Annotated in this window: 18 protein-coding genes; 10 read left to right on the plus strand and 8 right to left on the minus strand. The window is 66.8% G+C overall.

Translation table 11 applies throughout. The annotated features are described in order from the left end of the window. The first annotated feature begins 24 nt into the window (after positions 1-24). The 4 genes from dapA (at position 25) to ACNSTU_RS10980 (ending at position 7,532) form a co-directional block, all read left to right on the plus strand. Positions 25-900 carry a 4-hydroxy-tetrahydrodipicolinate synthase gene (gene dapA / locus ACNSTU_RS10965; RefSeq protein WP_290633950.1) on the plus strand — a complete coding sequence of 292 codons (876 nt, stop codon included), beginning with the start codon at positions 25-27 and terminating at the stop codon, positions 898-900. A gap of 3 nt (positions 901-903) precedes the next feature. Continuing rightward, positions 904-1,974 carry an outer membrane protein assembly factor BamC gene (bamC, locus tag ACNSTU_RS10970; RefSeq protein ID WP_290633948.1) on the plus strand — a complete coding sequence of 357 codons (1,071 nt, stop codon included), beginning with the start codon at positions 904-906 and terminating at the stop codon, positions 1,972-1,974. A 70-nt stretch (positions 1,975-2,044) separates the two neighbouring features. Further along, positions 2,045-5,944: a phosphoribosylformylglycinamidine synthase gene (gene purL, locus ACNSTU_RS10975; RefSeq protein WP_290637495.1), complete on the plus strand. Its 3,900-nt coding sequence runs from the start codon at positions 2,045-2,047 to the stop codon at positions 5,942-5,944. 43 nt (positions 5,945-5,987) lie between these two features. Continuing rightward, positions 5,988-7,532, plus strand: a complete 1,545-nt coding sequence (locus ACNSTU_RS10980; RefSeq protein ID WP_290633944.1) for an acyl-CoA synthetase — start codon at positions 5,988-5,990, stop codon at positions 7,530-7,532. Positions 7,533-7,596: 64 nt separating this feature from the next. Here ACNSTU_RS10980 and ACNSTU_RS10985 read toward each other — a convergent pair whose 3' ends face one another. The 4 genes from ACNSTU_RS10985 to phaP form a co-directional block, all read right to left on the minus strand. Next, positions 7,597-8,463, minus strand: a complete 867-nt coding sequence (locus tag ACNSTU_RS10985) for an ATP-binding protein (protein WP_290637499.1) — start codon at positions 8,461-8,463, stop codon at positions 7,597-7,599. Between the two features lie 8 nt (positions 8,464-8,471). After that, a complete protein-coding gene (locus ACNSTU_RS10990) occupies positions 8,472-9,029 on the minus strand; it encodes a DUF2058 domain-containing protein (protein WP_290633941.1) in 558 nt (185 codons plus the stop codon). A 104-nt stretch (positions 9,030-9,133) separates the two neighbouring features. Beyond that, the gene (locus ACNSTU_RS10995) at positions 9,134-10,882 is read right to left on the minus strand and encodes a potassium/proton antiporter (RefSeq protein WP_290633939.1); all 1,749 of its coding nucleotides are present in this window, start codon (positions 10,880-10,882) and stop codon (positions 9,134-9,136) included. Between the two features lie 173 nt (positions 10,883-11,055). Beyond that, positions 11,056-11,517 (minus strand): TIGR01841 family phasin, encoded by a 462-nt coding sequence (gene phaP, locus ACNSTU_RS11000; RefSeq protein WP_290633937.1) that lies wholly within the window; start codon positions 11,515-11,517, stop codon positions 11,056-11,058. Positions 11,518-11,753: 236 nt separating this feature from the next. On the opposite strand from phaP, the gene ACNSTU_RS11005 reads away from it, so the two are divergent. Both ACNSTU_RS11005 and ACNSTU_RS11010 read left to right on the plus strand, forming a co-directional pair. Next, a complete protein-coding gene (locus ACNSTU_RS11005) occupies positions 11,754-12,320 on the plus strand; it encodes a GNAT family N-acetyltransferase (protein WP_290633935.1) in 567 nt (188 codons plus the stop codon). After that, positions 12,317-12,832, plus strand: coding sequence for a hypothetical protein (locus tag ACNSTU_RS11010; RefSeq protein ID WP_290633933.1), 516 nt, complete (start codon positions 12,317-12,319; stop codon positions 12,830-12,832). The genes ACNSTU_RS11005 and ACNSTU_RS11010 overlap by 4 nt, the downstream gene beginning before the upstream one ends. Before the next feature lie 12 nt (positions 12,833-12,844). Here ACNSTU_RS11010 and ACNSTU_RS11015 read toward each other — a convergent pair whose 3' ends face one another. Genes ACNSTU_RS11015 through folE form a run of 3 tightly spaced genes read right to left on the minus strand, consistent with a single transcriptional unit; the run spans position 12,845 to position 14,292 of the window. Next, positions 12,845-13,300 carry a DUF3429 domain-containing protein gene (locus ACNSTU_RS11015; protein ID WP_290633931.1) on the minus strand — a complete coding sequence of 152 codons (456 nt, stop codon included), beginning with the start codon at positions 13,298-13,300 and terminating at the stop codon, positions 12,845-12,847. Then, the gene (gene folX / locus ACNSTU_RS11020) at positions 13,293-13,697 is read right to left on the minus strand and encodes a dihydroneopterin triphosphate 2'-epimerase (protein ID WP_290633929.1); all 405 of its coding nucleotides are present in this window, start codon (positions 13,695-13,697) and stop codon (positions 13,293-13,295) included. The genes ACNSTU_RS11015 and folX overlap by 8 nt, the downstream gene beginning before the upstream one ends. 37 nt (positions 13,698-13,734) lie before the next feature. Beyond that, positions 13,735-14,292, minus strand: coding sequence for a GTP cyclohydrolase I FolE (gene folE, locus ACNSTU_RS11025; RefSeq protein ID WP_290633927.1), 558 nt, complete (start codon positions 14,290-14,292; stop codon positions 13,735-13,737). Between the two features lie 278 nt (positions 14,293-14,570). On the opposite strand from folE, the gene ACNSTU_RS11030 reads away from it, so the two are divergent. The 4 genes from ACNSTU_RS11030 to ACNSTU_RS11045 all read left to right on the plus strand — a co-directional run bounded on the left by ACNSTU_RS11030 (position 14,571) and on the right by ACNSTU_RS11045 (position 21,816). Then, entirely contained in the window at positions 14,571-18,188 is a 3,618-nt protein-coding gene (locus tag ACNSTU_RS11030; RefSeq protein WP_418212341.1) for a hydantoinase B/oxoprolinase family protein, read from the plus strand. A 219-nt stretch (positions 18,189-18,407) separates the two neighbouring features. Then, positions 18,408-19,988, plus strand: coding sequence for an OmpP1/FadL family transporter (locus ACNSTU_RS11035; RefSeq protein WP_290637503.1), 1,581 nt, complete (start codon positions 18,408-18,410; stop codon positions 19,986-19,988). Between the two features lie 143 nt (positions 19,989-20,131). Next, positions 20,132-20,668, plus strand: coding sequence for a flavin reductase family protein (locus ACNSTU_RS11040; RefSeq protein WP_290633307.1), 537 nt, complete (start codon positions 20,132-20,134; stop codon positions 20,666-20,668). 5 nt (positions 20,669-20,673) lie between these two features. Further along, positions 20,674-21,816, plus strand: coding sequence for an NAD(P)/FAD-dependent oxidoreductase (locus tag ACNSTU_RS11045; protein WP_290637511.1), 1,143 nt, complete (start codon positions 20,674-20,676; stop codon positions 21,814-21,816). Here the strand turns inward: ACNSTU_RS11045 and ACNSTU_RS11050 are convergent. Continuing rightward, the gene (locus tag ACNSTU_RS11050; protein ID WP_290637505.1) at positions 21,810-23,156 is read right to left on the minus strand and encodes a nicotinate phosphoribosyltransferase; all 1,347 of its coding nucleotides are present in this window, start codon (positions 23,154-23,156) and stop codon (positions 21,810-21,812) included. The two genes, ACNSTU_RS11045 and ACNSTU_RS11050, sit on opposite strands and share 7 nt — an antisense overlap. Between the last annotated feature and the right edge of the window lie 38 nt (positions 23,157-23,194).

Consider the following 23,194-nt stretch of genomic DNA (forward strand, 5'->3'; position numbering starts at 1 on the left):
CCATTTTTCCGGGGGGCGAAAGCAATGTTCCGTGGCAGCATGGTCGCGATGGTGACACCGATGCACGAGGATGGCTCCGTCGACGAGGAAGGCCTCAAGCGGCTGGTGGATTTCCACGTGGACAACGGTACCGATGCCATTGTTGCTGTTGGTACCACTGGCGAAGCCGCAACGCTGGACTATGACGAGCACTGCTATGTCATGCGGCTGACCGTCGAGGCGGCGCGCAGGCGTATCGCCGTCATCGGCGGCAGTGGCGCGAACTCCACCTGGGAGGCGATCAAGCTCACGCGTTGCGCCATGGATGCGGGCTGTGATGCAGCGCTGCTGATCACACCCTATTACAACAAGCCCACCCAGGAAGGGCTTTACCAGCACTTTCGCGCCGTCGCCGAGGCGGTGCCGATCCCGCAGATTCTCTACAACGTGCCCGGGCGCACCGCCTGCGACATGCTGCCGGAAACCGTGGAGCGGCTTGCGGACATCCCCAATATCGTCGCCGTCAAGGAAGCCCACGGGACCATCCAGCGCCCGCGGGAGATCCTTGAGCGGTGCGGTGACCGCCTGGACGTCTACAGCGGTGATGACGGCAACGCCCGGGAGATCATTCTCGCGGGTGGCAAGGGCTGCATCTCCGTGAGCGCCAACGTGGCACCGAAGCTCATGCACGACATGTGCATGGCCGCGCTGGAAGGCGACCTGGAGCGGGCCGAAGCGCTGGATGCCCAGCTTGCCGCCCTGCACAAGGCGCTGTTCGTCGAGACCAGCCCCATTCCGGTGAAGTGGGCCGTCAGCGAGATGGGGCTCATGGGTCCAACCCTGCGGCTGCCCATGACGCCGCTTTCGGAATCCCACCACGAGACGGTGCGCCAGGCCATGAAACTGGCGGAGGTTGTCTAATCCATGTTGCTGCCTGCCCGTTTTGCCGCCGTCGTTCGTCCCGCACTGGTGGCGACTCTTGCGCTGGCTCTGGCCGCCTGTGCGGGGAGGGGCGACGACGAGCCCGACCGTCAGGAACGGCTGGTTATGCCGCCGGATCTTTCCGGTGAGCGTATCGGGCAGGTGCCCGAGAGCCGCCGTGACCGGGGCGAGGCGGCCATGACTGCAGAGCAGCGCGAGGAGCAGGAGCGGGCCTCGCGCGGTGTCGCGCCGGAGCCGTTGGGGACGCGCATCCGTCAGCAGGGCGCGGAGCGTTGGCTGCAGGTGCAGGCCTCGCCGGAGCAGGTCTGGGAGGGCCTCAACCGCTGGCTTGAAGAGGAAGGTGTGCCAGTGGCGCGCAGCGAACAGGAACTGGGCGTTATCGAGACCGGCTGGATGGCGCGCCCCATGGGTCCCAGTGGCGGGGTTTTCCTGCCCCTGGAGCGCGACCCGGAAAGTGCCCCGCTGGTGGATCAGTACCTGATCCGCGTGGAAGCGGCTGAAGAGCAGGGCATGTCCGAGGTTTTCGTGGCGCATCGGCGCGTTGCCGCCGTCGACGACGGCTGGGTGCCGCGCACGGGCGAACGTGGCCTGGAGGGCGAAGTGCTGCGCGCCTTCATGCTCCACCTCGGCGCCGACGAAGCATTCGCGGCCGAGCAGGTGGCTCAGCGCGAACAGCGGCTGACCCGGATGGATACCGATGAGGCCGGCGATCCGGTGCTCATCGTCCGCGAGGGTTACCTGCAGACGTTCCAGAGGGTGGGTCTGGCACTGGATCGCGCCGCCTTTACCGTGGAAGACCGCAATCGTGCCCAGGGTCGCTTCCTGGTGCGTTACGACCCCGCTGCCGACCAGGACGACGACGGCCCCGGCTTCTTCTCCCGCCTGGCATTCTGGCGTGAACGCGAGCCGGAGCTGGAGCGCGGCACCTACGCCATCGTGATCGGCAGCGCCGATGACGGGACGGCTGTCTCGGTCAGGAGCGAGGAGGGCGATCGGGTCTCCGAACGCCTGTCCGAACGGCTGCTGCTGCTGATCGACGATCAGTTGCGCTGATGAGTGGCCCCCGGCCCACACGGTGGTCCGGCCGGGGGCAGCGCCCCACCGCCTTGTGTAACGGAACGACATGCTGCGTCTGACAGGAACTCCCGCTCTCTCCCCGTTTCGTCTCGCCAAGTTGCTGGCCGCCCTGCAGGAGCAGGTCCCCGCCGTCGACGGCCTCTCGGCGGATTTCGATCATTTCGTCCTGCTCGACCGGGATCTGACGCCGGACGAGCACGGGACGCTGCAGTCCCTGCTGCTGGAGGGGCGGGAGCCGGTGACGCGCGACGGAGGGGACGCCTTCTTCCTGGTTGTCCCGAGGCCCGGGACTATCTCGCCTTGGTCCACCAAGGCGACGGACATTGCCCACAATTGCGGGCTGGCAGCGGTGCGTCGCATCGAGCGGGGCGTGGCGTATCGCTTGCACCGCCGTGACGGCGTGTTCAGCAGCGATGAGCGTGAGCGTCTACAGCCGCTGCTGCACGATCGCATGGTCGAGGTCGTGCTCGCCGATCCGGACGAGGCGCGCGCGCTGTTCCGGCAGCAGCCTCCCGGCCCGCTGCGTTCGGTGGACATTCTGGGCGGTGGCCGCGATGCGCTGGCGGAGGCGAACAGCGCCATGGGCTTCGCCCTCGCGGATGACGAAATCGACTACCTGGTGGAGCAGTACGTCGACCTCGGTCGCAACCCGACCGACGTGGAACTGATGATGTTCGCCCAGGCGAACTCCGAGCACTGCCGACACAAGATCTTCCGCGCCGACTGGATCATCGACGGCGAGCCCCAGCAGCGCTCGCTGTTCGACATGATCCGCAACACCCACGAACGCCGCCCCGAGGGGGTGCTGTCCGCGTACAGCGATAACGCCGCCGTGGCCCAGGGGCCCGAGGTCCAGCGGTTCTTTGCGGATCCCGCGGATCACGTCTACCGTCCGCACCAGGAGCCGGTGCACCTGGTGATGAAGGTCGAGACCCACAACCATCCCACGGCGATTGCGCCGCACCCGGGGGCCGCCACCGGCGCCGGCGGCGAAATCCGTGACGAGGGCGCGACCGGCCTCGGGGCTCGGCCGAAGGCCGGGCTGACCGGGTTCACCGTCTCCAACCTGCGCGTCCCGGATGCCGTCCGGCCCTGGGAAACCGAAGACAACGGTCGCCCCGGACGCATGGCCTCACCGCTGGACATCATGATCGAAGGCCCGGTGGGTGCGGCGTCGTACAACAACGAATTCGGGCGTCCGAACCTGGGCGGCTACTTCCGCACCTTCGAGCAGCGCGTGCCCGGCGCCGATGGCGACGAGATCCGTGGCTACCACAAACCGATCATGATCGCCGGCGGCATGGGGGCGATCCGCGACCCGCATGTCCACAAGAAGGATGTGGCAGCCGATGCCCGGGTCGTGGTGCTCGGCGGCCCTGCCATGCTGATCGGGCTGGGTGGCGGCGCCGCCTCGTCCGTGAGCAGCGGAGCCAGCGACGAGGAACTGGATTTCGCGTCGGTTCAGCGCAGCAATCCGGAGATGCAGCGCCGGGCCCAGCAGGTCATCGACGCATGCTGGGCGCTGGGTGACGACAGCCCCGTGCTGTCCATCCACGATGTGGGCGCGGGCGGGTTGTCCAACGCCGTGCCGGAGATCCTCGATGACAGCGAACGGGGCGGTCACCTGGAGCTGCGGGACGTTCCCAGCGATGATCCCGGCATGTCGCCCATGGAGATCTGGAGCAACGAGGCGCAGGAGCGCTACGTGCTCGCCATCGGTGCCGAGGCCGAAGCGGCGTTCCGCCGGATCTGTGAACGGGAACGCTGCCCCTTCGCCATCATCGGGACCGCCACCGCCGACCGGCAGCTGCTGCTCACCGACCGTACCCTGGGTAACGATGCCGTCCACATCCCCATGGATCTGCTGTTCGGCAAACCGCCGAAGATGCAGCGGGATGTCACCCGCGCCGAGCCGCCGCGGCAGCCCCTCGGGCTGGAGCACGTCGCCATCGACGATGCCGCGGAGCGTGTCCTGCGACTGCCCGGCGTGGCGGCCAAGCACTTCCTGATTACCATTGGCGATCGCACCGTCACCGGGCTTGTCGCCCGGGACCAGATGGTGGGGCGGTGGCAGACGCCGGTTGCGGACGTGGCGGTCACCCTGGATGACTACACCGGCCACACCGGGGAAGCCATGGCCATGGGCGAGCGCTCTCCGGCAGCCTTGCTGGACGCGCCGGCATCCGGCCGCATGGCGGTGACGGAGGCGCTGACCAATCTCGCCGCCGCGGATGTGGGGGCGCTCGACCGCGTCAACCTGTCCGCCAACTGGATGGCTCCGGCCGGCCACCCCGGCGAGGACGCCCGCCTGTACGACACGGTCCGTGCCGTGGGCATGGAGCTGTGCCCGGCGCTGGGCATCGCGATCCCGGTTGGCAAGGACTCACTGTCCATGAAAACGGTCTGGGACGATCAGGGCGAGACCCGCGCCGTGACGTCGCCGCTGTCGCTGGTGGTGTCCGCCTTTGCCACCGTGGATGATGCCCGCCGCACGCTGACGCCGGAGCTGCGCGGCAATGCCGGCGACACGCGGCTGCTGCTGGTGGACCTTGGCCGCGGGCGCAACCGCCTGGGTGCGTCGGCGCTGGCGCAGGTGTACAGCCGCCTTGGCGATGCACCGGCGGACCTGGATCGGCCGGAGGACCTGCGAGCGTTTTTCAACACCGTGCAGGCGCTGAACCGGGAAGGCCTGTTGCTCGCGTACCACGACCGTAGCGACGGTGGGTTGTTTGCGACCCTCGCGGAGATGGTGTTTGCAGCCCATATCGGCGTCACTGTCGATCTTGCATCCGTCGGAACTGCGCCGGTGTCGGCACTGTTCGCCGAGGAACCCGGCGCCGTGGTGCAGGTGGGCCGCGACGCGGTGGACACGGTGATGGAGCGGTTCGCCGAGGCCGGACTGGCGGGCTGCGTCCATGTGATCGGCGCGCCCAATGACGACGACCGCCTGGTGGTGCGGGACGGGGATGCCGCCGTGCTCGACCGGTCGCGTGTCGAGCTACAGCGCATCTGGCAGGAGACCAGCTGGCAGATCCAGCAGTTGCGTGACAACCCGGACTGCGCTGACGAGGAATACGACAGCCTCCTGAATACTGACGACATGGGGCTCCATGCCGCCCTCAGCTTCGACCCCGCCGACGATGTCGCCGCGCCGATGGTCGGTACCGGTGGCGCGCCCCGTGTCGCCATACTGCGGGAGCAGGGTGTCAACGGGCACGTGGAGATGGCCGCGGCGTTCCGCCTGGCGGGGTTCGAGGCGGTGGACGTGCACATGACCGACCTCCTCGAACGGCGTGCCGATCTCTCCGCTTTCCAGGGACTGGTGGCCTGCGGCGGGTTCTCTTACGGCGACGTGCTCGGCGCCGGCGGTGGCTGGGCCAGGACGATTCTCTTCAATGACCTGCTGCGAGACCAGTTCGGCCGTTTCTTCCAGCGCGAGGATGCGTTCGCCCTGGGTGTGTGCAACGGTTGCCAGATGCTGTCGACGCTGCGGGAACTGATTCCCGGAGCCGAGCTGTGGCCACGGTTCGTGCGTAACCGTTCGGAACAGTTCGAAGCACGGCTGTCGCAGGTCGAGGTGGTGGAGTCGCCGTCGCTGTTTCTCCGGGGGATGGAGGGCTCGCGCATGCCCATCGCGGTGGCGCACGGCGAAGGGCGACTGGAGTGCCCCGAGGAGAGCGGCCCGCGCAAGCTCGCATCGGCCGGGCTGGTGAGTCTGCGGTACGTGGATGGCCGGGGGCAGCCCGCAGCGCATTACCCCGCCAATCCCAACGGTTCACCGGATGGCATCACCGGCCTCACCACACTGGATGGTCGCGTGACCATCATGATGCCTCACCCCGAGCGGGTCTTCCGCACGGTACAGAACAGCTGGCATCCTCAGGAGTGGGGCGAATACGGCCCCTGGATGCGCATGTTCCGCAACGCGCGCCGCTGGATCCAGTAGCTGCGCCGCGGACCGACAACAAGACAATGAGAGGGAGACTGCCATGCCTTACGCCGTGGACTGGCTGGATCGCCGTGCCCGGTTGAGCCCGGAGGCGACCGCCCTGGTGGATGCCGCCAGCGGGAAACGGATCAGCTATGCCGAGTGGAATGCAGCCGCCAACCGCACCGCCCACTACCTTGGCAATCGGCTCGGTGTCGCAAAGGGGGATCGGGTCGCCGTGCTTGCGGGCAACTCGGTGGCGTATCTGGACGTCTGGTTCGCCTGCAGCAAGACGGGCGCCATTCTGCAGAACCTCAACTGGCGGCTGGCGGAAGCGGAGCTGGCTCAGCTCATCCAGGATGCGGCGCCCACCGTGCTCTTCTACGGCGCCGATTTCGTTGACGCCGTCACCCGCCTGCGCGACACCCCCGGGGTGGAATCCATCAGGCACTGGGTCGCACTTGACGGCGACAAGGTGACAGGTGACCCGTGTATCACCCAGCGCGATTCGGAGCCCGCCGACACCCCGGCGCTGCCGCCGCTCACCCATGATGATCCCTGGGTCATCTGCTACACCGGCGGGACCACGGGGTTGCCCAAGGGCGCCATACTCACCCACGGCAACATCGCCTGGAATGCGATCAATACCCAGGCGAGCTGGGGGATCGGCGCCGATGATACCGCCATTCTCAACGCGCCGCTGTTCCACACGGGGGCGCTGAACGTATTCACCGCACCGCTGGTCCATGCCGGCGGCTGCAGCGTGGTCTGTTCCGGGTTCGACGCCAATCAGGTCTTCGACCTGATCGAGGGTGGCGACGTCAGCCTGTTCTTCGGTGTGCCGACAATGTTCTCCCTGCTGCAGGAGCACCCTCGCTGGGAAACGGCCGACTTCTCGCCGCTGAAGCTGGTGATCAGCGGTGGTGCGCCGTGCCCCATGCCGGTGTTTGAGCGGTTCTGGGATCGTGGCGTCGATTTCAAGACGGGGTACGGGCTGACTGAGGCGGGTCCCAACACCTTCTGGCTGCCGCCGGAGCAGGTGCGGGAGAAACCCGGAGCGGTGGGATATCCGCTGTTCCATGTGGAGGTCAAGCTGCAGGACAGCCAGACGGGCGCAACGGTCACCCGGCCGGGTGTTACTGGGGAGTTGCTCATCCGCGGCCCGCACCGCACGCCGGGGTACTGGAACCGGCCCGATGCCACTGCGGAGGCCATCGACCCGGATGGCTGGCTCCATACCGGCGATCTGGCGCGCTTCGACGCCGACGGCGCCTACACCATTGTCGGCCGGCTCAAGGACATGTTCATCTCCGGTGGCGAGAACGTCTACCCGGCGGAGATCGAAAACGTGCTTCACGCCCATCCCGAGGTCGCTGATGCCGCCGTCTTCGGCGTGTCCGACCGGACCTGGGGGGAAGTGGGCTGTGCGGTGATCGTGCCCGTGGCCGGGGCGACCCTGCAGGCGCGCACCCTGCGGCCCTGGCTCAAGGAGCGTCTGGCGCGCTACAAGGTCCCGCGCCGAATCGAGTTTGTCGACGCCCTGCCTACCACCGGCGCCGGCAAGATCGACAAACGCACCCTCCAGGAGCGCTTCGAGGACGAGTAATACCCGCCCTGGCCGCCGACCGTCGCGTAGGGTGGACCTTCAGGTCCACCAAACCGACTTTGGGTCACTCCCCCAGCCCCCGTCGCCCGGCCCAGTCCCGGGCGAACTGCCACGCCACGCGACCGCTGCGCGAGCCCCGCTCCAGGGCAAAGCGCAGCGCATCCTCGCGCACCGCGTCCAGCCCGTCGTCGATACCGAAGCGCTGCAGCCAGCCCTGCACGATCTCCAGGTACGCCTCCTGGCTGAACGGGTGGAAGGACACCCACAGCCCGAATCGCTCCGACAGGGAAATCTTCTCTTCCACTGCCTCGCCGTGATGGATCTCGCCGTCGACGTTGCGCGCCTCCTCGTTCTCCGCCATGTACTCGGGCACCAGGTGGCGGCGGTTGGAAGTGGCGTAGATGAGGAGGTTCTCGGGGGCGGCGCTCACCGATCCGTCCAGCATGGCCTTGAGCGCCTTGTAGCCGGGGTCGTCGCCCTCGAAGGAGAGGTCGTCGCAGAACACCACGAAGCGCTCCCCGCGCCCGCGCACCAGCCTGGCCACGTCGGACAGGTCCACAAGCTCGCTCTTGTCCATCTCGATCAGGCGCAGCCCGGCGCCGGCGTGCGCGTGCAGCAATGCCTTCACCAGGGACGACTTGCCCGTGCCGCGAGCCCCCCAAAGCAGCGCGTTGTTCGCGGGCAGTCCGCGGACGAACTGGCGGGTGTTGCGATCCAGCAGCGCCTTCTGCCGCCCCACGTTGTGCAGCGCCTCCAGGGCCACCGCATGCGGGTCCGGCACCGCCTCCAGAAAGCCCGCTCCAAGCCGCCGCCGCCAACGGAACGCAGTGCTGGCCGCCCAGTCCGGCGCGGCGCTGGCGGGCGGCAGCAGGGGCTCCACGCGCTCCAGAAGTTGTTCGGCGCGTTGCAGAAAGGCTTCGAGCTGATCCATCGCGTTGGTTACCAGTCCAGATCGTCCGGAATGGGGAACTCCCGGTAGAGGTCGTCGTCCTCGCTGCTGAGGTCTTCGGCGGTGACCATGGCAACGAACATGGTCGCGTCGCGTTCATGCAGCCGCGGCACCACGTCGGACGGCACCACGTGGAAACGCCCCTTGCGCTCGACGATCGCCAGCTCGCCTCGGCTCAGCCGTTTCTGTTGCTCGGCTGTGACCTCCAGCTTGCGTACCTTGCCGTCCCGGGTGAAATGAAACGGAACGCTGCCGTCCCGGGTAGAGAGGGCGTGCTCCCGGAGCAGATCCTCGATCTGGGCAGCCGCAGACTTCTGCTTCTTCTGCTGTTCCCGCTGCTGGTTCAGTGCGCGGTCGCGCTCGGCCTTCTCGGCGCGCGCCTGCTGGACCTGCGTCTGGCGCGCGGCCGCGTCGGGGTCCGGTGACTGCCCCTTGCGCCCGCCCTTGCTCTTCTTGCGCTGGGCGCGCTTTTCCTTGTCCGCCTGTCGGGCCTGCTTCTCGTCCACCAGCCCGGTTTTCATCAGTTGATCGCGTAGTGAGTTGCTCATTGTCTCAGTCCATCGGCGCTGGTCGGTGGCTTCTGGGGCGTCCGCAGACGCAGACTGTCATGCAAGTGTACGCATGCCCCGGGTTGTCCCGCCACGGGGCCGTATCATTTTCCCTGAGGCCGCTCACCGGTCGTGCGGCCGATCTTGAGCCCCACCTGGGTGATGCGGCCGCCGTCCATGGCGCGGACTACGAACTCCATGTTGTTGAGCTTGACCCGGTCGCCCACCACCGCACGCTGTTTGAAAAGCCGCAGCAGGTACTCGCCCACGGTCTCGTTCTCACGGGCCTGGTTCGGGATCTTCAGGCCGTAGGCGCTGGAGAGCGCCGCCAGCGGTGTGTCGCCGTTGAGGACGAAATCACCGAAGAACGCGTGCTCCTCAAGGCGTGCAGGGCCGTGTGAGGCGACGAACACACGGTCCAGGTCGGGCAGGGACTGTGGCGTGGTGAGCACGTACAGGTAATCCCCTTCCCGCAGGATCTCGTCCTGGAAGTGCCGGATGAGTCGCCCGCCCCGGATCAGCGAGACGATCTGGCTGCTGCGCGGCAGCCGCAGCCGTTGCACCACTTTGTACAGTGCTGGGCTGTCGGCCTCCAGGTGGTACCCCACCATCTCATACTCAACCTGGCCGGGCAGGTCCAATTCCAGCCGATGCACGACCCGGGAGCGGGGCGGTACGTCCAACTCGAGCCAGCGGGCGACGGGGGCCACGGTCCACCCTTGCAGGACCAGTGACAGCAGCACCACGAAGAACGCGATGTTGAAATAGGTGCCGGCATCATCGACGCCGGCCAGCAACGGGAACAGCCCCAGCAGGATCGGCACCGCGCCGCGCAGCCCCACCCAGCCGATGAACGCCTGCTCCTTCAAGGGGAACCGGAACGGCAGCAGGGACAGCGCCACGGCCAGCGGCCGCGCCACGAACAGCAGCAGGCCGGCAACCACCAGGGCCTGGGGTGCCACCTCCAGCAGGTCCGACGGCATGATCAGCAGACCCAGCATCAGGAACATGACGATCTGCGCGAGCCATGCCATGCCGTCGTGAAACCGCCGGATGTTCTGCGCGCTCTGCAGACGCCGGTTGCCCACGATGATGCCCGCCAGGTAGACCGCCAGAAACCCGCTGCCGCCAATGAACGCCGCCATGCCGAAAATCAGCAGGGCTCCCGAGAGAGCGAGCAAGGGGTATAGCCCGGGTGTCAGTGGAACACGGTTGACCGCCCACCCTAGGGCGACCCCTCCGAGTACACCAATGATACCGCCGAGGCCCATCTGCTGGGCGAACTCCAGCACCAGCCCAAGGCCGACGCTCTCCTGTTGCCCGAGGATGATCTCGATGAGTGCAACAGTGAGAAAAATCGCCATGGGATCGTTGCTGCCGGATTCGATCTCCAGGGTGGCGCCGATGCGCTCCTTCAGCTCTAGACCGTGGGCGTGGAGCAGGTAGAACACGGCGGCCGCGTCGGTGGAGCCGACAATGGCACCGATCAACAGCCCCACCATGAGTGGCAGGTCGAAAATCCACGCCGTGAGGAGCCCGGTAATGGTCACGGTGAGCACGACCCCAACCGTAGCCAGTACCACGGCCGGGCGGAGGCCGACACGGAAGCTGGCGACCCGGGTGCGCAGGCCGCCGTCAAAGAGAATGACCGCCAGTGCCAGGCTGCCGATCAGGTGGGCCGCCTGGAAGTCATCAAAGGCAACCCCTCCGGGGCCCTCTTCGCCCACCAGCATACCAATGACCAGGAAGACCAGCAGCAGGGGAGCGCCGATACGGCTGGAGATGACGCTGGCAAGAATGCTCGCCACGAACAGCAGCCCGCCGATCAGGATGATTTGGTTGGTCAGTTCCAAACGTGCCCCCGCATGGCGCAAGCTGCCCACACGGTCAGCTGGCAAGGGTGACCGGTAGGGCGGTTACGCGATAGAAACGCTGCGCATTATAGCGAACGCGGGGGCAGGCTGTCCGTGGACAAAAAAACGCCCGCGGGTGCGGGCGTTTTACGGCCGGTTATCCGGAGACCGACTCAGGCATTCTTCTTGGCGCTGGAGCTGCTGGAACTCGAGCCGGTGCCCGCGTCCTTGCCGGCGCTGGCTGAGGCGTTCTCAACAGCGCTGACAGCCTGTTTGGTCTGCTGCTTGGCCTGCTCGGATGCCGCAGTGACGCCGTCCTGAGCCAGCTTCTGCAGCTGCTCGGCAAAGCCGCGGTTGATCTTGACGAACTCGTTCATGTCCGCCGTCACTTTCTCGCCGAGGGACTTGGCGACCTCGGTCTGCTTCGTCACGTACGCCTGCAGACTCTGCGGGTCGTTGACGTCTTTCAGTGCGCGCAGGTTGTCGATGCCCAGCTCGGAATAGTGTTTCACCGCTTCCATCTGGAAATCGGTGATGCGGGCAACGTGGTCGAGCATGGTGCTCTGCGCCTTGCGCACGGGGTTCAGCATCTGCTCAAACTGTGTGTTGGTTTTCTCGAACATCTCGGTATACATACAAGGTGACCTCCTCTGTGATGAAAGAGCGTCCCACTCTTTCTGCACTGCAGCGTAGTTCACGGATTGGTGCGCTGCAACGTCTAGTTTTTATTTTTTCGTCATAAGGTTATGCGTCCTGTTTATGGTGGCGTCACCGCTTGTGACAGGAATGGTGAAACGCTCCCTCTCGCTGTCGCCGACGCCTTCGGTATACTTGCCGTCGCTCGACCACGTCCACCGCTACGGGAGCAGTCATGAGCAACAGTGATACCGCATCGATCCGTCCGGCGCTGCCGGATGACGCCCCCCGTCTTGCCGAACTCCAGGCGGCATACCTGCTCGGCGACGGCGGGCAGGGGAAGGCCGACAGCCCCGCCGGGTTCCTCGTCTCCGGTTACGACGCGGACAGCTACCGGCATTTTGCGGACGTGGCGGATCACTTCTATGTGGGTGAAGAGGATGGACGCGTCATTGCCTTCGTGCTGGCGATGAGCAGCGAGCGCATTCCGGAGGCTACCCCGAGCCACCAGGTCAATCACTGGCTGCTGGAGCAGCACCCGCAGCCGTTCACGCTGATCAGCCAGATCTGTGTGGCACCGGAGGCGGCGTCCGGCGGCTGGGGGCGCGAGTTGTACAACGTGGTCCGACAGCTTGCTGCCGGGAGGCCGCAGTTCGCGGCCATCGTGCTCGATCCGCCCAACGGGCCGTCGGTGCGTTTCCACGAGCGCGTGGGCTTTCACAAGGCGTTCGAGACGGTGGGGCACGACGGGCGACCGCGTGGCATCTGGGGGCGCGACCTCGCCGGGCCGCCGCAATCATGAGGCCGCAGGACCTGCCCGCCGGGCATGAGGATGACGTGCCGGTGCAGGCGCACGTGCTGGTGAATCAGGAAGCGATTGCCGCGGAGCTCTACCGTCACGAAGACCTTCTCAACTGGCAGAAGCTCAACAACCTGCTTTACATCAATGTGGGTCTGGGAGCCGTGCTCGGGTTTACGCTGGATACGGGCAACGGCGCGGCGCTGGATGTGGCATCGCCGGTGGTGGTGAAAGCGCTGGCGGTGCTGGGCGTGATGGTCTGCATCGCGTTCGGTATAGCCATTTGGGCGGGAACCATCTATCTGCAGAACCGCAAACTGGCGCTGCGTCTCATCGAGCGGCGCCTGCGGCCGTTCGGTGGAGCCCCGATGGTGCATCTGCGCCGTTTTGCCACGACCCGCTCCAAACTGCAGCGATTCTCGCTGACCATGATTATTCTGCGGGGTTTCCCGTTCGCTCTGGCCAGCGTGTGGTTCCTGATCGGGCTGCTCGCGTTCGGTGGGGCGATCGGCTGATGCCCTTCCGCCTCAGGGAGTAACGGGCGCCATGGAGGCCAGCAGCAGGCTCGCTGCGGCCGCCGCCGTGAGGACCGCGCGCAAGACGCGAAACCAGGGCGCGAGCCGGATGCGCAGGTCCAGCACGAGCTGGGCAACCAGGCAAACGGTCAACAGGCTGAGTGCCAGGGTTGCGGGAAGCAGCAGAGCGGCCCACGCCAGCAGTGACGGAATCACGCTGATCACGAACCCTCGCGGCGGCCCGGCGTGGAGCGCCAAGCCCCAGTGGATGCCGCCGAGAAAGGAGAGAATGACCGCCCCGTAAGCGATCACCGCACCCAGCGCCCACGCCGACTGCGTTTCGGGGATCAGCCAGACCGCGATGGCGAGGGCGACGAAGGGCAGTGCGCCGGCCAGACCCAGGGCAATGGCCGTATTGCGCGACCGCTGGTCGAGTCCGCGTCCGGCGGCGTCCGCCGAGTCAGTCATCGCGCACGGCTGACATGGTCAGCGACACGGAGTCGGCAAAGCGCAGGGCGTGGGGCTTGTCCACTTCCACCTGAACGGTGTCGGCTGCCGGGTGCTCCATGACCAGCTGGATGATGTCGTGCACCAGCTTCTCCAGCAGCAGAAAGCGGTTCTCCTCCACCAGCTCGATCACCTGTTTGGTGATGGTGCGGTAATTCAGGGCGTGGTCGGGGGAGTCCGACGTGGCGGCGCGCATGGCGTCGTAATCGATGGTGATGTTCACCACCACGTCCTGTCGCTTCTGCTGCTCTTCTTCGTTCAGTCCGACGAAAGTCCTCAGCCGCAGGTTCTTGACGCGGATCCTCGAGCTGTTCACCCGGGCCTTGCCCGGGGCGAGAGTCTGTTCGGCCACACTCATGGGTGCTCCCCTGCCTTGACCGGCTAAAGCCGCTGCCTCACCCGCGGATGAGCTGCAGGAACTCGTTCCGGGTCGGTTGCGATTCGCGGAACGTCCCCAGCATCACCGACGTGCTCATGCTGGAGTTCTGTTTGCCGACGCCGCGCATCATCATGCACAGGTGGTTGGCGGTAATATGCACGGCGACCCCCTTGGCGTCTGTGACGCTCATGACCGCGTCCGCGATCTCCTTGGTCATGTTCTCCTGAATCTGGAACCGTCGTGCATACATATCGATGATTCGTGCGATTTTGGACAGACCGATCACTTTGCCGTTGGGGATGTAGGCCACGTTCGCACGGCCGATGAACGGCAGCAGGTGGTGCTCACACAGCGAGTAGAACTCCACATCGCGCACGATGACCATCTCGTCGTTATCAGACGGAAAGATGGCGCCGTTGACCAGCTCCTGGAGATTCTGGTTGTAGCCCTCGGTGAGGAAGGCGAACGCCTGCGCCGCGCGCTCCGGCGTTTTCTCCAGACCGTTCCGTGTTACGTCTTCACCGACCGAACGGATGATCTGTTCGAACGATGCGGTCATGTCGTCAATGCTCATGGTCGTCCTCAATCGGTCTGTCGCGCAGCGATACTGAGTTGTACATCATTTGTACACTAATTGTAAATGGGCGGTCCGATGATTGCTCGTCCGCCCCACCGGGCTGCCTCGGCGCAGTATATAGAACGTGGCTGCGCTATTCAGCTTGGCTATCCGTGCGGGTAAGGGCGCGGCGGTCGAGGGGTGCAACCCGGTATGTGTTCGCCAGCCCGTTCGGTATCCTCCCGATGCGTGTCCGGCACTATTGCTGTAACGACTCTTGGGGCGGGAGGACTTTCATGAGCACCGAACCGACCAGTGATCGCTGGCAGTTCTGGGTCGATCGCGGCGGCACGTTCACCGACGTGATCGCGCGGAAGCCCGACGGCAGCATGCTGACCCACAAGCTGCTTTCGGAGAATCCCGAGCGCTATCGGGACGCCGCCCTCCAGGGCATCCGCGAGCTGCTTGGTCTGGACACCGATGATCCTATCCCCGCGGCACAGCTCGACGCGGTCAAGATGGGGACGACGGTCGCCACCAACGCGCTGCTGGAACGCAAGGGCGAGCCCACCGTGTTGGTGACCACCCGGGGTTTCGCCGACGCCCTGCGCATCGGCTACCAGACCCGCCCGGATATCCTCGCCCTGCATATCGAGCTGCCGGAGCAGCTCTACAGCCGGGTCGTGGAGGTGGACGAGCGGGTCGGGGCCGATGGCACCGTGCTGGCAAACCCGGACGAGGGCCGGGTGCGGGCGGATCTGCAGCAGGCCCTGGATGCCGGCTGCACCGCCTGTGCCATCGTGTTCATGCACGGCTACCGTTTCAGCGAACACGAGGAGCGGGTCGCCGCCATCGCCCGGGAGGTGGGTTTCGGGCAGGTGAGCATCTCCCACAGGGTCAGTCCGCTGATGAAACTCGTGGGGCGGGGCGATACCACCGTGGTGGACGCCTACCTCTCACCGATTCTGCGGCGCTACGCCGAGCAGGTGGCCTCGGAGCTGGGTGATACCCGGCTGCTGTTCATGAAAAGCGACGGCGGGCTCACGGACGCACGCTGGTTCGAGGGCAAGGACGCCATTCTCTCCGGCCCGGCCGGCGGCATCGTCGGCTGCGTGCGCACGGCCCACATGGCGGGCTGCGGGCAAGTGATCGGCTTCGACATGGGTGGCACCTCCACCGACGTGGCCCACTACGACGGCGAATTCGAGCGCAGCTTCGAGACCGTGATCGGCGGCGTGCGCATGCGCGTGCCCATGATGCGCATTCACACTGTGGCCGCGGGTGGCGGCTCCTGCCTCGGGTTCGACGGCAGCCGTTTCCGTGTCGGGCCGGCGTCCGCCGGTGCCGACCCGGGGCCGGCGTGCTACCGCCGCGGCGGGCCGCTTACGGTGACCGACTGCAACGTCATGCTCGGCCGCCTCCAGCCCGCCTTCTTCCCCAGGGTGTTCGGCCCCGGCGGTGATGAACCGCTGGATGTGGACGCCGTGCGCGACGCCTTCCGGGAGCTCACTGAACGGATCCGCCGGGAGACGGGTGACAGCCGCAGCGCCGAGGAGGTGGCGGAGGGGTATCTGCGCATCGCCGTGGAGAACATGGCCAACGCCATCAAGCAGATCTCCGTGCAGCGCGGTCACGACGTGACCGGATATACCCTCAACTGCTTCGGCGGCGCCGGCGGCCAGCACGCCTGCCGGGTGGCCGAGGCACTGGGCATGTCGCGGGTGCTGGTTCACCCTTTTGCCGGCGTGCTGTCCGCCTACGGCATGGGGCTGGCCGACCTCACCACCATGCGGGAGCTGTCCGTGGATGCGCCGTTGGGCGCCGATACCCTTGAAGCGCTGGGTCCGCGGCTGAGCGCCGCCGACAGCGAGGGGCGGGACGAGCTCGTCGCCCAGGGCGCCCCGGTCGATGTCATCACCACGGTCTACAAGCTGCAGCTCCGCTACGCCGGCACCGACACCGCGCTGCTGGTGGATCACGGCGATGCCGCGGAGGTGCGCAGGGCCTTCGAGGCGGCGCACCTGACCCAGTTCGGCTTCACCATGCCGGAGAAGGCCGTCATCGTGGCCGCTGCCGTGGTGGAAGTCATTGGCGCCAGCGGTGCCTTGAGCGAGGAGCCGGTGCTGCCCCCGCGCGCCGACGGCACGTCGCCTGAACCGCTGGATCACGTCGCCATGTGGGTGGAGGGTCGCGCCGAGACCGTCCCCGTCCATGACCGCGAGGCCCTGGACCCGGACGACGCCGTGTCGGGGCCGGCCATCATCCGCGACCCGGTGTCCACCGTGGTGGTGGAGCCGGGGTGGACCCTCACCGTGAACGCCCACGGCCACCTGCTGCTGGAACGCGCCCGCGGGGCCGGGGGTGCCGCGGTGGGCACCGGCGTGGATCCCGTCATGCTGGAGGTGTTCAACAATCTGTTCATGAACGTGGCCGAGCAGATGGGCGTGACCCTGGAGAACACCGCCCAGTCCGCCAACATCAAGGAACGACTCGACTTCTCCTGCGCCGTGTTCGACGCCATCGGCGGGCTGGTGGCCAATGCGCCGCACGTGCCCGTGCATCTCGGCTCCATGGGCGAGAGCGTGCGCGCCATCATCGCCGCCCGGGCGGGCACCATGCAGCCCGGCGATGTCTACATGCTCAACGACCCCTATCAGGGCGGCACTCACCTCCCGGACATCACGGTGATCACCCCGGTATTCGATGAGGCCGGCGAGGCAATCATCTTCTACGTCGCAAGCCGCGCCCACCATGCGGATGTGGGCGGGCTGACGCCGGGGTCCATGCCGCCCCACAGCCGACACATCGATGAAGAGGGTGTGCTGATCAGCAATGTCCAGGTGGTGTCTGGGGGCACGTTCCGGGAGGCCGCACTGCGGGCGCTGTTCGGCAGCGGGCCCTGGCCGTCACGCAACGTGGACCAGAACCTCAGCGACCTGCGCGCCCAGATCGCCGCCAACAACCGCGGCGTGGGCGAGCTGCGGCGCATGGTGGAGCAGTACGGGCTAGATGTGGTCCAGGCGTACATGGGGCACGTGCAGGACAATGCCGCCGAACAGGTCCGCCGCGTACTGGACGTGCTCGCCGACGGTGAGTGGGAGAAACCGATGGACAACGGCGCGACCGTTCGCGTCGCCATCCGCGTGAACCGGGAACAGCGCTGCGCCACCGTGGATTTCGCTGGCTCCAGTGCGCAGCAGGACAGCAACTTCAACGCGCCCAGGGCCGTGACTCGGGCGGCGGTGCTGTACGTGCTGCGGACGCTGGTGCAGGACAGCATTCCGCTGAACGACGGCTGCCTGGAGCCCATCGAGCTGGTGGTCCCTGAGGGCACCATGCTCAATCCGAAGCATCCGGCCGCCGTGGTGGCGGGCAATGTGGAAGTGAGCCAGGTGGTCACGGACGCCCTCTACGCTGCCCTGGGTGTGCTCGCCAACAGCCAGGGCACCATGAACAACGTCACCTTCGGCAACGCCGAGCATCAGCACTACGAAACCCTGTGCGGCGGCGCCGGGGCCGGCGACGGCTACCACGGTGCCAGCGCCGTGCACGTCCACATGACCAACAGCCGCCTCACCGACCCCGAGGTGCTGGAGACCCGCTTCCCCGTCCGCCTGGATGGCTTCTCGGTGCGCAACGGTTCCGCGGGCGCCGGGCAGTGGCACGGCGGCGAGGGCGTGGAGCGCCGGCTGCGCTTTCTGGAGCCCATGACCGTGGCCGTGCTGGCCAACAGCCGCCTGGTGGCGCCGGCAGGCATCCGTGGTGGTGGCGATGCCGGGGTGGGTGAGCAGTTCGTGGAGCGCTACACCGGCGAGCGCCTCCCGCTGACCGGCACGGACCGCGCCGACATGAACCCCGGCGATGTATTCGTGATCCGCACGCCCGGCGGCGGTGGTTACGGCGCCACCGACTGACTCCTGATTCCGGCCCGGGCACGCGATGCGCCTCTGCGTGAGGGTTGCCAGTCCGCGTATCCGGGTTGGACAATCGTTCTGGTCTCTTCCGTTTTGTTCAAGCGACCCCGCCTTCCCTTTATTAGTGTGAACCCCGTCACATCAAGAGAACGCCGGCCAGAGAGCCGGAGGGGCGGCTGAAGCCGAACCCGAATAACGACACATGGAGGAGAACGTCTCATGAATAGGGACAAATGCGCTCGTGCCCGGCTCGGTCGCGCCGGGATGGGCCTGGTGCTGCTGGGCGCCAGTTCGTCCGGGGCCTGGGCGGCGGGGTTTGAAGTCCCGCAGAAGGGAATCAAGGAGATGGGCGTCGCCTTCGGCGGTTCGGCCGCCCTGCTGCAGGATCCCTCGGCCGTGGCCAACAACCCCGCCGGCCTGGTCCGGCTGGAGGGGCAGAACGTCTCCGCCGGCCTGACACGGATCCAGTCGGAATTCGACTACGACACCGACGTGCACCGTGAGCTCATCGAGGACGTCGGCGGCCAGGTCCCCGGGGAGGGCACCGGCACCATCGACGGGGAGTCCGTCGTCCCGCACGTCTACTACAGCCAGCGCATCAGTGATGACGCCGCCTGGGGGCTCGGGGTATACGCTCCGTTCGGCTCCAACACCGACTACCCCGAAGACTGGGCCGGCCGTTACAACGCCACCGAGACGGACATCATGGCCGTCAACCTGAATCCCGCCTTCTCGTGGCGCGCCACCGACACGCTGTCCGTGGGCTTCGGCGCCATCGTGCAGTACTTCGAGGGCACCTTCCGGAACGACATCGATGTCGGGTACCTGGTGGCCGAGCAGGTCATCGAACAGCTCGAAGACGAGCCGGTGGACGCCGATGGCGGTGACCAAACCGTGGTGGATGCCCTGGCGCACCAGCACGACGTGAGCAATGACATGCAGGTGGACGGCATCGCCTATGGCTTCAACTTCGGCTTGCTCTGGGAGCCCACCGATCACACCCGGATCGGGTTGAGTTATCACAGCCGCACCCGTCAGGTTGCTGAGGGGGAAGCTGATCGTCCGGAGACCCGGGATTCGGATTATCAGCAGGGTCTGGAGGATGATATCGCCGGGATTCCCATTGACAGTAGCTTGGCATCGCTCATCGGCTGTTCGATATCGAACCCGACGCTGGGCGACTGCGACTCCGATGCCGCCCCCGAGGGTGCCGCCCGCGCGGTGGGCCCCCTGGGCGCGGCCGGTGGCGACATCCAGCTGATCGTCGACATGCCCGAAATCGCCACCCTGAGCTTCTACCACGAACTGACCGAGCGCTGGGCAGTCACCGGTGGCGCGACCTTCACGCGTTGGAGCAATGTCGAGGAGCTGCGCTTCACCTACGAAGACGAGAGCGACCGCGGCGGCGAGGACTACACTGGCAGTGGCGACGACGTCCGCCGCCGTGACCTGGTGCAGCCGTTCGACTGGGAAGACACCTGGCGCTACGGGCTGGGGGTCATCTTCACCCCGACGGAGGCGTGGGCTTTCCGAGCCGGGGTGGCCTACGACGAGAGTCCGGTGCCGGGTGTGGAACGGCGCACCCCCCGCGGCCCGGACAGCGATCGCATCATCGGTGCCGTGGGCATGAGCTGGCAGCCCACCCGCAATCTGGGGATCGATCTGGCCTACACCTATACCCACATGGAAGAGGCGGAGACCAACAACCGCGAGAACCCCGCAGGCTCCGAGCACCGCATCGAAGGCGATTACGACGGGCATCTGCACAGCACCGCCGTGCAGGTGAACTACGCCTTCTGAGCTGCATGCGTCACCGGGCCGACGCAGCGGCCCGTTTGCTCCGCCGACGCTGTCCCGATACCATTCGATGTATCACTCATGTATAAATTCTGCTGCCGTTCCCCCAAGCAGGGGGCGGCGGCAGGGTTCCCGAGGCGCATCTTATGGCTGCGGAAGCAATCGCCCGGAGCAGCGACGTCATGCAGGAAAACGCTGATCAGCGGGCACTCAAACGGACCCTGGGGCGCTACCCCACCGGTGTGGCCGTCGTCACGGCGCGCCGGAGCGACGGTGCGCCGGTGGGTCTGACCGTGAATTCCTTTACATCCGTTTCACTGGACCCGCCGCTGATTCTCTGGTGCCTGGCCAATGAATCACCCAATCTGCCGGTATTCCGGGATGCCGGGCATTTCGGTGTCAGCGTGCTGGCGGCCGACCAGCAATGGATTTCCAACCGCTTCGCCTCCCCCGCGGAGGAGAAATTCTCCGGCATCGAGTGGTTCGAGGGCGAGGGTGGCGTTCCTTTGCTGCGCGGCAGCGTCGCCCACCTGCATTGTCGCCGTTACAGTCACCACCCCGGTGGTGACCACGTGATCCTGCTCGGGCGGGTGGCGCGTTTCGACAACACCGGCGGAGAGCCCCTGGTCTACCTGGGCGGTGACTACCACGTGGCCCAACCCCCCGAGGAGCACGGCTCTTGAGTATCGTGATCGTGGGCACGGGCCTGGCCGGCTACAACACCGCGAAGGCGTTCCGGAAGCTCGATACGCAAACGCCGCTGACAATCGTGTCGGCGGATTCCGGCCGCTCCTACTCCAAACCGATGCTGTCCACCGGTCTGCGCAAGGAGCAGACGCCGGCCGATCTGGTCCAGGCGAGCCCGGAGGACATGGCCGCGGAACTGGATGCGCGGGTGATTGCGGGCACCCGGGTGGTGGCCGTCGATCGCCGTGGGCAGAGCGTGCAGCTGGCCGGCGGCGAAACCATTGGCTACGACCGGCTGGTGCTCGCCACCGGTGCCGACCCGATCGCGCCACGCCTCGATGGCGATGCCGCCAACCGCGTCCTGCAGGTCAACGATCTCGACCAGTACGAGGTGTTCCGTGAGGCCGTGGCCGGTGCCAGTCGGGTGCTGATCATGGGCGGCGGTCTGATCGGCTGCGAGTTCGCCAACGATCTGGCCGAAGCCGGTTACGGCGTGGATCTGGTGTTCCCGGAGGACGCGCCGCTGCCCCGGCTGCTGCCGGAGCGCCCGGCGCGGGCTCTGCAGGCGGCCCTGGAAGGGCTGGGCGTGCGGGTCCACACCGGCGTCACCCTGGATGCGGTCAATGGCGCCGACGGCGGCGTCGTGGCGCGGCTCTCCGGCGATCGTGAGCTCGCTGCCGACGTGGTCCTGGCGGCCATCGGCCTGAAGCCGCGCACGGCGCTGGCAGAGGAGGCCGGTCTCCGTGTCGGGCAGGGCATCAGCGTGGATCGCTACCTGACCACGTCCGACCCCGCCATCCACGCCCTTGGTGACTGTGCAGAGGTGGAAGGGTACGTGCTGCCTTACGTGGCACCGCTCAACAACGCGGCGAAGGCCATCGGTGCCACGCTCGCCGGTGACGCCACCGCCGTGAACTATCCGGTCATGCCCGTGATGGTGAAGACGAGCTGCTGCCAGGTCGTTGCGTGGCCGCCACCGGAAGACGCCACCGGGGAGTGGCACGCCGATGGTGACGGGCGGGACCTGCGCGGTGAGTTCCGCGACGCCGACGGTACGCTGCGCGGTTTCTATCTTACCGGCAGCCGTATCAAGGAGCGCATGGCGGTCACCCGCGAGATGGCACCGCTGCTGGATGGTCAGTAACCGAGTTTCGCAATCGTGTCCCTGCGTAACCGTTGCAGGGCCTCGCTGAACTGCACCGGATACGGCGTGGGGGCAGGCTCCAGCTCGCGCATGAGCTCCGGAAAGCGGGCAATAGCCGCCCAGGCCCGATCCCGGCCCGACGTGATGCCTGGTGGTTCTGCCAATGGGGCCCCGTCACGAATAATGGGCGTGAGCAGGGGGGTGCCATCCCGGTGCTCGCCGCGGCAGGTGATCTCGTCGTGACTGTAGCGCCCGTTTCCGTCACTGAACCGCCATACCTGTTTGGGGCCGGGGTGCAGTTGTTTGCCGGGCGCGTTCTTCAGGCGGGGCTCGCCATCGTACTCCGTGAGCTTGTAGGCCAGATCCAGGGATGGGGCATCCACGGATGTGCCCATTTCCGTACCGACGCCGAACCGGTCGATGGGGGCGCCGCCGACCAGCAGATCACGGATCGTCCATTCGTCGAGCCCGCCACTGGCGACGATCTGGATGTGCTCCAGCCCGGCGGCGTCGAGCAGGTCGCGGGCGTGGCGCGCCAGTGCGCCCAGGTCGCCGGAATCCAGCCGGATCGCGCCGATCTGCAGCCCTTCCTCGCGGACCAGGCGAATGACCTTCCTGACCGCCGCCAGAGTGTCGTAGGTGTCCACCAGCAGCGTCGTCCCGGGATAGAGCTGGCCATAGGTGCGGAATGCCTCCAGTTCATCGTGATGGGCCTGGATGAACGAGTGCGCCATGGTGCCGCTGGGGGGAAGGCCGTAGCGGAGGCTGCCGAGTACGTTGCTGGTGGCGCGGATGCCGCCAACGCTGTAGGCGCGGACCCCGCGCAACGCGGCGTCGGTGCCATGCATGCGGCGCATGCCGAAGTCCATCACCGGGCGGCCATCGGCCGCCAGGGTGATCCGTGCGGCCTTGGAGGCGAGCACGGTCTCGGTGGTGATCAGGTTCATGAGCACCGTCTCCAGCACCTGTGCCTCGGCCACCGGCGCGTGCACCTCCAGTATCGGTTCGTGCGGGAACACCGGGGTGCCTTCCGGCATGGCGAGGATTTCGCCGCTGAAGCGAAATCCTTCCAGCCACCTCAGGAACGGTTCTCGGAACAGGCCGACCGTCTCGAGCCGGTCGAGCTGTCGGCGCGGGAAATGCACTCGCGTTGCCAGCCGGGCGGCGTGTTCCTGGCCGCAGGCCAGCACGAAGTTGCGGTATGCGGGGGGGTTGCGGAAGAACAGGCTGAACACGGCCGATCCGTGCATGCCCTCGGCCCAGTAGGCCTGCAGCATGGTGAGTTCGTACAGGTCGGTGAACAGCCCCAGCTCGTCGTCGCTCAGGGTCAGGTCGGTCAACTGCGCCTCCGTTATCGTCGCGCGGCGCGTCCGTCCGG

The organism is Aquisalimonas sp. APHAB1-3 (assembly GCF_048323695.1).
Taxonomy (GTDB): domain Bacteria; phylum Pseudomonadota; class Gammaproteobacteria; order Nitrococcales; family Aquisalimonadaceae; genus Aquisalimonas.